Consider the following 13,735-nt stretch of genomic DNA (forward strand, 5'->3'; position numbering starts at 1 on the left):
GCCGCTCAGCGACTGGTGGGATCTTGTGCCGGGCTCGATGATGATGGGCCGAACGAGTTCATCAACATCAACAACGGCCAGCGGGACCGCGATTGCACCCTCACCGAATGGGAGCGGCATTGGGATCGCAGCTGGACCACCGTGTTCGGCCTCCGCAATGACGCCGTCTGATGAAAACGGGCAACGTGCAGGACTACAACGCCATGATGTTCGGCACTGACGCCGCCGCGTTCAACGCGCTCGACCGCGCCCGCACCGACATCCGTCTCGACGGCACGGCACCGTCCGCTACGAGCCCGACCAGATCAGCCTCTTCGAGCTAGGCTTCGCGCGCAAGACGCGATCGCCCAACCCTTACGAGCGCTACGCCTGGTCGACCAATTCGATGGCGACGAAAATGATCGGCTGGTTCGGCGACGGCGCGGCGAATTCCGTGGCCTGCTCAACTTCACGCAAGGACAGCGCCAGGACGGCATCAATCTTTATCACGTGATGCCGGTCAACGCGAAGCTGGCGCTCGACCACCGGATCGGCGGCTGGACGGACACCGTCGATCTGCTCGATCGGGCCTGCGACGCCGCGCGGCGCCGCAGGCCACCGGCTCGGCTTTCGTCACGCGAAACGGCATTGTTGCGGGACGCCAATTGTGGTTGATGCACGACGAAAGTCGCGCAAGGGCATCCCCAATTGGAACTGAAGAGACGAATTGGCCCACGACACCCTAAGTTGGGCGCGGCCGGTTTCCGCCTGGCGAAAGGCCTGGCCGCGCGCACCTTCGCTGCTGCCGGATTCCACCAGCTCGATTCGGCCTTTGCGCAGCAGCGCCTTTCGCTCGCGCGCGAGAAGCTGGCGCGCGGCGAGACGCTTTATCTCGCCGGGCTCGGGCCGCCGGGTACGCACAATTCGGGCGTGGCGCTGGTCGAAGTGACCCAGGCGCGCGGGCCACGCCTCATCGTCAACAACGAGGAGGAGCGCTTTTCCGGCAACAAGCACACGACCGAATATCCGGCCAAGTCGCTCGACGCCATGGCCGCGACCTTGCGCCATATGGGCGTTGACGTCGGCGATATCTTTGCCTGGCTCACCTCCTGGGATTATCCAACGCTCGCCGGCACGATCGCCCGCTCGCTGCTGGAGGAAGCGCCGCAGAGCCTGAAGCTCGCGCGCAATACCGAAGCTGCCGGGTTCGACAGCCGCAGGCTGGACGAGATGACCCGCACGCCGAAGAAGCTCGCGAGGCAGTTCGGCCTCCCCTCCCGCGTGCCGCTGATCTGCATGCCGCATCACGACAACCATGCCTGGTTTTCGTTCGCGGCCTCCCCATTTGCGGACCACAACGAGCCAGTGGCGATCGCCGTGCTCGACGGCACCGGCGATCTCGGCTCGATTTCGCTCTACGTCGTCGAGAACGGGGCGATGCGACGGCTCTACTGCAACGAGAGCATGTTCGATTCACTCGGCGCGTTCTACAGCGTGATCTCCTCCACGCAAGGCGGCTGGACCTGGCTGTCGTGCGAGGGGCGCTACATGGGCGCCGCCGCCTGGGGCAACATGGATCGCACCAGCAATCCCTATTACGCCCGCCTGAAGGAGGTCCTGCATCTCGGCCCCAACGGCGAGGTCAGGATCAACCGCGCCCTGGCCAACTGGTACTGCGACCCATTCGATCGCCCTTACAAGCGCGCGCTGATCGAGATCCTTGGCGAGCCGCTGCGGCCCGACCAGTTGTGGAATCCCGACGCAGTGCTGCGCGTCGAGGACATCAAGCACCGGCCCGACACGCAGGACCGCCTCGACAAGGCGGCCGCGACGCAGCTGGTGTTCGAGGACGCCATGATCCACGTGGCGGATCACTTGTTGCGCGCGACGGGTGCGAACCGGCTGGTGCTGACCGGCGGCGTCGCGCTCAATGCCGTCGGCAATATGCGGCTGCTTGAACATTTCGACGAGGCCTGGTTCGGCGCCGCACAGGGCCGCAAAGCGCGGCTGCACCTGTGGGTGCCGCCGGTGCCCGGCGATCCCGGCGTCACCATTGGTGCGGCGTGGCTGTTTGCGCATCTGGCCGGCAGCCCGCGCGGCGCGCCGATCACGCACGCGTTCTATTGCGGCGACGCGCCGCTGCGCGAGGAGATCGAGGCGGCGCTGAAGACGGAGGATATCGTCTCGCAGCGCCTTGGCGAAGTCGCCTCAGCGCAGGGGCGCGAGGCCGTCGCCGATCTGATGGCGTTCATGGTGGCGCGGAATGGCGTGATCGCGCTTTACCAGGGCGCGGCCGAAACCGGCCCGCGCGCGCTGGGCCATCGCTCGATCCTTGCCAATCCCTGCGACGCAGGCGCGCGCGAGATTCTCAACGAACGCGTCAAGTATCGCGAGGCGATCCGCCCGCTCGCCCCGATGGCAACGCTGGAAGCGGCAAAGCAATTCTTCGAGCTGGAGGAAGGCGCCTCTGACGCCAGCTACAACGCCTACAACTACATGGTGCTGACAGCGCGCTCCAAGCCTGGCGCGCAGGAGAAGATTCCCGCGGTCATTCACGCCGACGGCACCGGACGCATCCAGATCGTGCGCGAGGAGGACGATCCCCTCACCTATGCCTACCTCAAGGCGCTTGGCCGCCGCGTCGGCGTCGAGATGTCGGTCAACACCTCGTTCAATGTCGCGGGGCCGATCGCACAGACCCCACACCAGGCGATCGACACCCTGCGCCGCTCCAGGGGGCTCGATGCGGTGATCCTCGTCGCCGGCGACGGCACCGCCTATGCCGCCTGGCACGGCGGCGAACGCGACAGCGGACGGTTTACGGGTTGGCTTGCCGGCTGGAAGGCGGCTCACGACTGACCTGTCGTCCAAAAAGCTTCAGCACGCGCCCATCAATGAGGAGCAGAGCGCTGGCAATCACGAGCGCACCCGCGATCTCGTGTGCCGAAATCGACTCACCCAGCCCGAAATGGCCGAGCAGGATCGCCGTCACCGGTACGAGCAGCGTTACCAGCATCACATTAGTCGCGCCGGAACGCCGCAGGATCTGGAAGAAGATGATGTAGGCAAACGCGGTCGAGAGGCCGGCCAACCCGAACAGGGCGAGCCACGTCATCACACCCGGCAATGGCAGTTGCCACGGCCTCTCGATGGAGCCAGCAATGATCGCCATCATCGCTGTTGATGCGGCCAACTGAAATGTCACAGTTCCAAGCGGCGGGGAGTTCGACAGCAAGCGCCGCGCCACCAGCGCCGAGAGGCCATAGCTGAAAGCGGCGGCCAGGCAAAGCAGGATGCCAATGCCCTGACCGCCCGCCAATTGGACGTCCGCGCTTCTGAGGATGATGACGCCGATCAATCCGACGACAACTCCGGCAATGCGCCGCAATTCGAGCTTCTCTTCGCCGGCTGCCGCCATGACGACGACGGTGAAAAGCGGGGTCGTGGCGTTCAGGATCGCCGCCAGACCGCCTGGGATATAGGTCTGCCCGATCACGATCAGCGAAAATGGCAGTACGTTGTTCAATAGGCCGATCGCAAAGAATGGTCGCCAGCCCGCCACATTCGTCGGGAGTTTGACCTTGTAGGCTCGGAGCAACGGCAGCAGGAGTGCAGTGGCGACTGCAAGCCGCACAAACACCAGTGTCAGAGGCGGCAATTCCTTCAACGCGACGCCATTGAAGAAGAATGAGCCGCCCCAGAGGATCGAGAGCAAAGCGAGGAGCGACCAATCCCTCGCGTCGATCCGGTTGTCGTTGGGAAGCATTGCGTCTCACAGCCTGCGAACCGAAGCAGCTACATACCCCGCAACTGCCGGCCTTCCCACCCGTTTTCCGAATGCGTGCTCTGCCTATTTCGGCCGCGACACCAGTTCGATCATCTTGCCTTCATCGTCATCGGGCGCGGCTTGTTTCGCGCGGGCATAGGCCTCGACCGCGGCGCGGCCCATCACCGGCTTGTCGGCGAGCAGGCTTTCGGCCAGCGCCACCGCGTAAGCGGCGTCCTTGTGCCGCAGCGCCGCGGTAAACGTCGCGTCGGCGAAATCGCGCGCCACCATGCGCTTGGAATGGCGCAACACCTGCGGGCTCGCCGCAACGCCGTTCTGGATCGACTCCAGCACCAGATTCATGTCGAGCCCGGCCTGTTCGGCAATGGCGAGGCCCTCGGCGAGGCCGGCGATCTGGATCGCGCCCATCAGGTTGTTGATCAGCTTGTAGACCGTGCCGGAGCCGACCGCGCCGAAATAGCGGATGCTCGAGCCGATCGGCTCGAGGAACGGGCGTGCCCGCTCGAGGTCGGCGGGATCGGCACCGACCAGCAGCGTCAGCTTTCCGCTCGCCGCCGCATCGGGCAAGCCCGTCACCGGGCAATCGATATAGACAAGACCGCGCCCGTGCAGCTCGCGCGCGAGTTCCAGCACGTGACCATAGGACACCGTGGAGCATTCGATCGCGAGCGTGCCGGGCTTGGCCGTCGTGACGGCGCCATTGGCGCCGAGCCACACCGCCCGCGAGGCGGCATCATCGGCGACCATGGTCACTACCGCATCGGCATCGATTGCGGCATCCTCGGGCGAGGTCGCCCATCGCGCGCCACGCGCGATCAAATCTTCCGCCTTGTCCTTGCTGCGATTCCACACCGACACGGCGAAACCGGCATCCAGATAGCGGCCCGCCATGCCGTGGCCCATGCGTCCAAGTCCGATGAACGCAACGCGCCGCATCACCTACTCGACGTCCTCGATTGCACCCGGCGTGGTGCCGAAGGCGCGCTGCGCCAGGGTGGCGGCCATGAACTCGTCGAGATCCCCGTCAAGGACGCCTGACGTGTCTGAGGTATGCACGCCGGTGCGCAGGTCCTTCACCATCTGATAGGGCTGCAGCACGTAGGAGCGGATCTGGTGGCCCCAGCCGATATCGGTTTTCGCGGCCTGGTCGGCGGCGGCCTTTTCCTCGCGCTTCTTCAATTCCATCTCGTACAGCCGCGCGCGCAGCATGTCCCATGCCTGCGCCCGGTTCTTGTGCTGCGAACGGCCGGCCTGACAGACCACTGCAATCCCGGTCGGGATATGGGTCAGGCGGACGGCGGATTCGGTCTTGTTGACGTGCTGGCCGCCGGCGCCGCCCGAACGCATGGTGTCGACACGAACGTCGGATTCCTTGATGTCGATCTTGATGGAGTTGTCGATCACCGGAAACACGGCAACCGACGAGAAAGAGGTGTGGCGGCGGGCGTTGGAATCGAACGGCGAGATGCGCACCAGGCGGTGCACGCCCGCTTCGGTCTTCAGCCAGCCATAGGCGTTGTGGCCCGAGACCTGGATGGTTGCGGACTTGATGCCGGCCTCTTCGCCCTCGGCTTCTTCGAGGACCTCGACCTTGAAGCCGTGCTTCTCGGCCCAGCGGCTGTACATACGCATCAGCATCTGCGCCCAGTCCTGGCTCTCGGTGCCGCCGGCGCCGGCATGCACTTCGAGATAGGAATCGAAGCGATCGGCTTCGCCCGACAACAGCGCTTCCAGTTCGCGCCGGGCGACCTCCTTCTTCAGCTGCTTGAGCGCCGCCTCGGCCTCGGCCACGACGCCGTCGTCGCCCTCGGCCTCGCCGAGTTCGATCATCCCGACGTCGTCCTCGAGCTCCTGCTCGACCTTGCCGATGCCGGAAAGCGCATCCTCCAGCGAGGTGCGCTCCTGCATCAACTTCTGGGCCTTCTGGGGATCGTTCCAGAGATCGGGATCTTCCGCGAGCTTGTTCAGCTCGGCGAGCCGTGCCGTCGATTTCTCGACGTCAAAGATGCCTCCTCAGCAGCCCGACCGACTGCTTGATCTCTTCTACCAACCGTTCGACTTCGGCGCGCATGTTCTTCTCTTCCCGCGGCGCTAGCGCCGCACGTGTCGCGAGGATGTAGCGGCGGCCGCCGCAAAGCGCAACGGGCCGCGTCCAATCGGGACCCTTTTCCGTGTCGCTAGTAAAGTCCGCCCGTACCCGGTCGTATAATGAAGCCTGCGTCGGGTGGCGGCTGCTGCGGGTAGCGACCATCCGCATCGGCCACGCCGATCACCGAGTAGTTATCCGGCGGCGCCGTGCCCGGCTTGAACGCTTCGAGGATGGTTCCCCCGGTTTCGCCGGGACCGGCTCGCATGCCGGTCTTGCCAACGACGCGGATCAGCTTGATGCCGGCCGGAACCTTGAATGGAATCGCCGGCTTGTCGGCGAGCGCGAGCTTCATGAAGTCGCGCGCGATCGGAGCCGCCAGATGGCCGCCGGTGGCGGCATTGCCCTTGCCGAGCGGACGCGGCTTATCATAGCCCATGTAGATGCCGACCACGATGTCCGGCGAGAAGCCGATGAACCAGGCGTCCTTGGCCTCGTTGGTCGTGCCGGTCTTGCCCGCGATCGGCTTGCCGACTTCCTTCAGCGCCATACCGGTACCGGCCTGCACGACGCCTTCCATCATCGACGTGGTCTGGTAGGCGGTCATGGCGTCCAGCACCTGCTCGCGGCGGTCGACAAGCTGCGGCTCGGACTGGTTCTTCCAGCCGCCGGGCGCGTCGCAGCCGCGGCATTCGCGCTGGTCGTGCTTGAAGATGGTGTGGCCGTAACGGTCCTGGATGCGGTCGATCAGGGTCGGCTTCACGCGTCGCCCGCCATTGGCGATCATCGAATAGGCCGTGACCATCCGCATCACCGTGGTCTCGCCGGCACCCAGCGCGTAGGAAAGATAGTTGGGCAGTTCGTCGTAGACTCCGAAGCGGCGCGAATATTCGCCGATCAGGGGCATGCCGATGTCCTGCGCCAGACGAACCGTGACGGTGTTGAGCGACTGACGCAGCGCGTTACGCAGCGTGACCGGACCCTGGTACTTGCCGGACGAGAAGTTCTCCGGCCGCCACACGCCCCCACCTTGCCCCTGGTCTATTTCGATCGGCGCGTCCACCACGACGGTCGAGGGCGTATAGCCATTGTCCAGCGCCGCCGAATAGACGATCGGCTTGAACGACGAGCCGGGCTGCCGATAGGCCTGGGTCGCGCGGTTGAACTGGCTCTGGTCGAAGGAGAAGCCGCCGACCATGGCGAGCACGCGGCCGGTCCAGGGGTCCATCGCCACCATTGCGCCGGAGACTTCGGGCAGCTGGCGCAGCCGGTACTGCCCCTCCACCGGATGGCCGTCCTTGTAGAGGGGATCGGCGTAGATCAAGTCACCCGGCTGCAGCACCTGAGACACCGCCGTCGGGGCCTTTCCCCTCGTGCCGCCGGATGCGGCCCTGGCCCATCGCACGCCATCGAGCGTGATCAGGCCGGTCTCCCGCTGCTTGCTCACCGCGCCGCCGAGCTCGCGCCCGGGCTGGAAACCAATCCGCGCCGACTGATCGCTGGTTTCCAGCACCACCGCCATGCGCCACGGCGAGATGTCCGAAAGCGACTTGATGTCGGCGAGCTTCACGCCCCAGTCGCCGGAGATGTCGAGCTTGCTGAGCGGGCCGCGATAGCCCTGCTGTTCGTCATAATTGACAAGGCCGGCGACCATGGTCTTGCGCGCCATCACCTGCATCTTGGGATCCAGCGAGGTTCGCACCGACAGCCCGCCTTCGTAGAGCTTCTTCTCGCCATAGCGCTCGAAGATGTCGCGGCGCACTTCCTCGGCGAAATACTCGCCGGCAAAGGTGTGAGCGGCATTCGTGCGGCTGGTGACGACGAGCGGCTCCTTGCGCGACTTGTCGGCGTCGGCCTGCTTGACCCAGCCGTTTTCGAGCAGGCGGTCGACGACGTAATTGCGCCGTTCGATCGCGCGCTCGCGATTGCGCACCGGATGCAGAGTTGCCGGCATTTTCGGCAGAGCCGCCAGATAAGCCGCCTCGGCAATGGTCAGTTCGTTCACCGACTTGTCGAAGTAGACGAGCGATGCCGCCGCAATTCCATAGGCGCCAAGGCCGAGGTAGATCTCGTTCAGATAGAGCTCGAGGATCTTGTCCTTGGAATAGGTCCGCTCGATCCGCATCGCCAGCAAGGCTTCCTTGATCTTGCGGGTGAACGACACCTCGTTGGTCAAGAGGAAGTTCTTGGCGACCTGCTGCGTGATCGTGGAGGCACCCTGCGGGCGCTTGTTGGATCCATAATTCTGGAGATAGACCACCGCGGCGCGCGCCATGCCGGTGTAGTCGATACCGCCATGCTCGTAGAAGTTCTTGTCCTCGGCGGCCAAGAAGCTGTTGATAACGAGCTTCGGCACCGCCTGGATCGGCAAATAGAGCCTGCGCTCCTTGGCGTATTCGCCGAGCAGCGAACCGTCGACCGCATGCACGCGGGTCATTACCGGCGGCTCATAATCCTGGAGCTGAGAATAATCCGGCAAGTCCTTGGAAAAGTGCCAGATCATGCCGGCTAAGGCGCCAACGCCCACCAGAAACACCACGGTTCCGGTGGCGAACAGGAAACCCAAGAACCGCACCAGCAAGCGCATTATCAGTTTATCCGTTCAACCTTGGCGCCAAGCAGGCGCTTCCTCACGCAGCGAATCCCGGTCAGGCCGACCGGACCGCTCCATGCCATAATACGCTGGCGCTGGCCGAGGGGGAATTGCGATCGACTCCCTACCCCTCGCTGCGGTCTTATAAAAGGGGCCGCTGTGGCCAAACTAGGGCTGTCTCAGTGGGCCGGGCCCGCCGTGGCCAGGCGTTTGGCCAGAAACGCGTCGATCGCCTGCGCCATCGAACCGACCGTCTTGGAGCGCCATCTGTCCGAAACCAGGTGCTCGAGATCGCTCTTGTTCGAGACGTATCCGAGTTCAACCAGCACCGACGGCACGTCGGGCGCCTTCAATACCCGGAAACCGGCCGACTTCAGCGGATGCTTGTGCATCCGCACCGTGTGCCTCATCTCGCTCATTAACAGCCGGGCAAAGCGGTTCGAAAACGTACGGGTCTCGCGCTGCGCCAGGTCGATGAGGATATCGGCGACATCGGTCGGCTCCTCCGTCAGGTTGACGCCGGCAATCGCATCCGCCCTGTTCTCCGCGTCGGCCAGCCGCTCCGCTTCCGCGTCGGACGCACGGTCCGACAGGGTGTAGATCGTCGCGCCCTGGGCGTCGCCCTCGTGGCGCGGCAGCGCGTCGGCGTGGATCGAGACGAACAAGGCGGCGGACTGGTTGCGCGCAATCTTCACGCGGTCGCTGAGCGGGATGAAGGTGTCGTCGGTCCGTGTCATGACGACACGGTACTTGCCGCTCTTCTCCAGCCGGTCGCGCAGCGCGAGGCCAAACGCCAGCACCAGGTTCTTTTCGGCTTCGCCAGAAGACTGCGTGCCGTTGTCGATCCCGCCGTGGCCGGGGTCGATCACGACGACCGGGCGCGGATCGGCGCGGGTGGGCGCAGGCTTCGGAGTTGCCGCCTCGGTCGGGATCGTTGGGGCTGCGGTCGCGGCAGCATCGGCAATGGTCGGGCGCAGCTCGGGCCGGTTTTCCGGAGCAGGTGACGGCTGGAAGGCGGTACGCTCCACCTCTTCGAGTTCGAGCACCAGGCGCGACGGCTGTCCATTGGCTGCTTCAAGCACGTAGGACTTGGCGATCCTCGCAGGGCCCGTCAGGTCGAACACGATCCGCGAGCCCCCCGGCATCACCATGCCGTAGCGGAAGGCTTTTACCAGCCCTCGCCCGGCCGTACCGACACCCTGCGGCAGCTGGAACGAAACCTGCGGAACGTCGACGACCACCCGGTACGGGTCGGCCAGGGTGAAGGCGCGGAACTGGATGGCCTGGTCCAGGTCGAGAATGAATCGGGTCTGCTTGGAATCGCCTGCCAGCCGGGCCCCGAAAGCGACTGGTACGCCGGGGCTGGAAACAATCGGCCGCGGCAGGCTCTGGGCCGCAGCGGGACGGAACGAACCGGAGCACGCCAGTACCGTGGCGCAAAACAGCAGCGCGGCGCCTTCCAGAACACGATGTTTTGCTCGGCTAGCCACCGGATCCCTGCCCTCCGAGCGCCCCTTCTATCGAAATAGAACCACACGGTTAATCGGCACTTAACCGGGGTTCAGCGAATAACGCCGACTGTTGCGGCGCGGCGACGCTCCCTTGCACGCATGACGTAATCCTCGTATGTAGAGGGGGCTGATGGCCAATATTTCCGGTTGTGTCGTATTCAGCCTCCCGGTGCAGCGCCGGAACCCCTTTGGGATTCCAGCGTCTTTCCGATCCACCCAAGCCAGCGCGGTGCGCGGCGGCAGGCGGGACGGTCTTGAGCCCGAGCGGCATCCGCCCCAGGTTACCATCTTGTTCCAGGGACGGCTTTGAGATCGGCGTAGCCCGTTACCCCGAGCCCCCCAGGGGATCGGATGAGATCTTCAGGCGAGCGCTTCCGCGCCACACCTGGCCATCAGCGAGACACAAAGGCGGTGCCTTTCGCCGCCCATGCTTCAGACGGGCCGACGCTTTGATGCGCCAGACTGTGCCGACCAAACCCGATGGACAATTCGCTTCGTTGCGGAGGCAAAGCTCCGCGCGCCGCATTGCTCCATTGGAACACCGTTCGGAACGGCGCTGCGAGTTGCGTTTTGGCCTTCCCCTAACCCCCGAATCAGGTGGACCGTCGCGCCACCCGGCGGCGCGGTACGCGCCTACGGTGAACCGCGCTTGCCGCCGTCAAGAGTTGCAATATGCCGAACAAGATGTTGATCGATGCCACCCACCCGGAAGAGACCCGGGTTGTCGTGGTCCGTGGCAATCGCGTCGAGGAATTTGATTTTGAGACTGCCCAGCGCAAGCAACTGCGCGGCAATATCTACCTCGCCAAGGTCACGCGGGTAGAACCTTCCCTCCAGGCCGCCTTCGTCGAATACGGCGGCAATCGCCATGGCTTTCTCGCCTTCAGCGAAATTCATCCCGACTATTACCAGATCCCGGTTGCCGATCGGCAGGCGCTGATCGAAGCCGAGGAGCAGGCCCATCGGGAGGCGGAAGAGGAGAGCGAACGGTCGAATCACCGCCGGCGCTCACGTAACCGCAGCGCCCGCCGCCGCGGGCACGGCGAACGGATCCAGAGCGAGATTGTCGAGGGCCTAACCTCTGAGCAGCCGATCGACGCCGAGGCACATGCGGAAGGCGGCGCGGCGCATTCACACGAAGGCGAACAGCTCGAAGCGGCCGCCCATGACGAGTTCGCGCCCCACGACCACTTTGGCGACGAGCACGCGCATGATCACGACGGGCATGACCATGAGGCGCACCATGCCGAGGCGCACACGGGCGAGCGCGCCGAAGATGCACAGGCGATCGAGGCTCTCGCCTCGCCGCCCTCCGAGCCCGTTGCTCCGGCAGAGCCCCAATCCGCGGAAACACTGGAGCCGGCTGTCGCCGAAGCCCGCGACGAAGCTCCTGTTGCCGGCGCCGAGCACGGTACGGAAGAAGACGTCGAAGACGAGCACGACGAGGAAGCGTTCGCCGAAGAGACAGCGCAGTCCGAGCAGGCTGCTGACGAGCAGGACGAGGCTCCGCACGACCAACAGCTCGCCGACGCGCTTGCCGAGGACGATGAGGAGAGCGACGAGGAGATCGAAGAGGAACTCGTCGAATCGGTCGGCGGCGACGACGTGCTGGAAGAAGTGCCGGAGCGGACGTTCCGCCCCCGTCGCCAGTACAAGATCCAGGAAGTCATCAAGCGCCGCCAGGTGATGCTGGTGCAGGTGGTCAAGGAAGAGCGCGGCAACAAGGGCGCCGCGCTGACGAGCTATCTCTCGCTCGCGGGCCGCTATGCCGTCCTGATGCCCAACACCGCCCGCGGCGGCGGCATCAGCCGCAAGATCACTTCGGCGCAGGACCGCTCGCGGCTGAAGGAAGTGGTGCAGGACCTCGATGTGCCCGAGGGCATGGGCGTCATCCTGCGCACCGCGGGCGCCTCGCGGACCAAGCCGGAGATCAAGCGTGACTTCGAATACCTGCTCCGGCTGTGGGAGACCGTGCGCGACATGACCTTGAGGTCGCAGGCCCCCACCCTCGTCTACGAGGAAGGCTCGCTGATCAAGCGCTCGTTGCGCGATCTCTACAACAAGGAGATCGATGAAATCCTGGTCGCGGGCGAAGGCGGCTATCGCGAAGCGCGCGATTTCATGAAGATGCTGATGCCGACCAACGTTCGCGCGGTGAAGCTCTATCGCGACGGCCAGCCGCTGTTCTCGCGCATGGGAGTGGAGAGCCAGCTCGACGCGATGTTCTCCCCGACCGTGCAGCTGCGCTCCGGCGGTTATATCGTCATCAACCAGACCGAGGCGCTGGTCTCGATCGACGTCAACTCCGGCCGCTCGACGCGGGAGCATCATATCGAAGACACCGCGCTGAAGACCAATCTGGAGGCGGCCGAAGAGGTCGCGCGCCAGCTGCGCCTGCGCGACCTTGCCGGCCTCATCGTCATCGACTTCATCGACATGGACGAGAAGCGCAACAACCGCTCGGTCGAACGCAAGCTCTCCGACTGCCTGAGGCAGGACCGCGCGCGCATTCAGGTCGGGCGCATCTCGCATTTCGGCCTTCTGGAGATGTCGCGCCAGCGCATCCGCGCGAGCGTCCTGGAGAGCTCGACCGAACCCTGCCCGCAATGCGGCGGCACCGGCCATGTGCGTTCGGTATCCTCGGTCGCGCTGCAGCTCTTGCGCGGGCTAGAGGAAATCCTGATGAAGGGCGCGACCCACAATCTGGTGGTGCGCACCCGCACGGATGTCGCGCTCTACGTCCTCAACCACAAGCGCAGTCATCTGCGCGACCTCGAAAACAGCTTCAAGGTCACGTTGTCGATCATCGCCGATCAGTCGGTGACCGGCCTGCAATCCTACGTCATCGATCGCGGCGAACAGGTGCATACGCTGGAGGCCGCAAAGGCGCTGCTCGCGGCGCAAGCCGCAGCCGGCCCGATGTCGACCGAAGAGGCCTTCGACGAGGAAGAGCCGTTCGACATCGAGACCGAGTCCGAAGTGGAGACCGAGGAAACCGAAGGTCTCTCCGACGAACAGGCAGCCGAGGCAAGCGAGGGCGATGGCCAGCAGCGGCGCAAGCGACGCCGCCGCCGCCGCGGCCGTGCCGGCGGCGCGCGCGAAGCCGAGCCGCGCGAGGATCGCGACGATACCGTGCTGCGCGAGGACACCGAGCCGACGCTTCCGGAGCCTCTGATTGCCGAAGGGCAGGAAGAAGAGCCTGTATCCGAGGAGGACGAGGGCGAGGAGCAGTCAGCTCTGGCGCGCACCGAACAGCTCGGCAGCGAGCGGCGACGCAGGCGCGGACGCCGCGGCGGCCGCCGCCGGCGTGGCGGTCCGGAGGATGGCCTCGCAGGATCGATCACCGACGAACTCAGGCCGAGCTTCCCGTCCGAGGCGGCCGAGGCCGTGGCCGATTTCGATGGCTTCACGGCACAACCTTCGCCGCCCATCGCAGAGCCGGAAGCAGCCTCCCCCCAACCGACGACGCAGGACCAGCCCGGGGCCGAGCCAGCGCCTGCCGTCGCCGAAGAGTCTGCGGCAGAGAGCGAAAAGGCCGCGCGCCGCCGCTCCACGGTCCGCGAGAAAGTCAGCTTCCTGTCCAGCGGTCCGTCAGAGCCGGCCGCGCCGGTTATCCCGTCGGCAATCGAGCCTGCCCCCGCACCGGTCGCAGCACCGGCTCCGGCTGCTGAAGTCTCGAACGAGCCGGCAAGCGAAAGCCCGACCCGGCCTCGCCGTGCGGGCTGGTGGTCGCGCCGGTTCGGCGGTGGCGAATAACATGAACATCAAACCGCCCGGCC

At 65.3% G+C, this 13,735-nt stretch carries 7 protein-coding genes and 1 pseudogene; 3 read left to right on the forward strand and 5 right to left on the reverse strand.

Annotated features, from left to right (window positions below):
* Positions 1-4: 4 nt before the first annotated feature.
* Positions 5-558: pseudogene (locus tag HY852_RS25395) on the forward strand (hypothetical protein); the annotation flags it as partial.
* 168 nt (positions 559-726) lie between these two features.
* Entirely contained in the window at positions 727-2,838 is a 2,112-nt protein-coding gene (locus tag HY852_RS25400; RefSeq protein WP_291607668.1) for a carbamoyltransferase C-terminal domain-containing protein, read from the forward strand.
* On the opposite strand, the gene HY852_RS25405 is transcribed toward HY852_RS25400, so the two are convergent.
* The 5 genes from HY852_RS25405 to HY852_RS25425 all read right to left on the reverse strand — a co-directional run bounded on the left by HY852_RS25405 (position 2,798) and on the right by HY852_RS25425 (position 9,935).
* Positions 2,798-3,745, reverse strand: coding sequence for a DMT family transporter (locus HY852_RS25405; RefSeq protein WP_291607669.1), 948 nt, complete (start codon positions 3,743-3,745; stop codon positions 2,798-2,800). The genes HY852_RS25400 and HY852_RS25405 overlap by 41 nt on opposite strands.
* Positions 3,746-3,829: 84 nt before the next feature.
* Positions 3,830-4,702 (reverse strand): NAD(P)-dependent oxidoreductase, encoded by an 873-nt coding sequence (locus tag HY852_RS25410; RefSeq protein WP_291607670.1) that lies wholly within the window; start codon positions 4,700-4,702, stop codon positions 3,830-3,832.
* 3 nt (positions 4,703-4,705) lie between these two features.
* Positions 4,706-5,837, reverse strand: a protein-coding gene (gene prfB / locus HY852_RS25415) for a peptide chain release factor 2 (protein ID WP_291607671.1) whose coding sequence is annotated in 2 segments (ribosomal slippage) — positions 4,706-5,767 and positions 5,769-5,837 — 1,131 coding nt in all. Because the reading frame shifts where the segments join, the coding sequence is not laid out codon by codon here.
* A gap of 106 nt (positions 5,838-5,943) precedes the next feature.
* Entirely contained in the window at positions 5,944-8,439 is a 2,496-nt protein-coding gene (locus HY852_RS25420) for a penicillin-binding protein 1A (RefSeq protein ID WP_291607672.1), read from the reverse strand.
* A 185-nt stretch (positions 8,440-8,624) separates the two neighbouring features.
* Positions 8,625-9,935, reverse strand: coding sequence for an N-acetylmuramoyl-L-alanine amidase (locus HY852_RS25425; protein WP_291607673.1), 1,311 nt, complete (start codon positions 9,933-9,935; stop codon positions 8,625-8,627).
* Between the two features lie 693 nt (positions 9,936-10,628).
* Here HY852_RS25425 and HY852_RS25430 point away from each other — a divergent pair.
* Positions 10,629-13,712, forward strand: coding sequence for a ribonuclease E/G (locus HY852_RS25430; protein ID WP_291607674.1), 3,084 nt, complete (start codon positions 10,629-10,631; stop codon positions 13,710-13,712).
* Positions 13,713-13,735: the final 23 nt, after the last annotated feature.

It is taken from the genome of Bradyrhizobium sp. (assembly GCF_016213215.1).
Classification (GTDB): domain Bacteria; phylum Pseudomonadota; class Alphaproteobacteria; order Rhizobiales; family Xanthobacteraceae; genus Bradyrhizobium.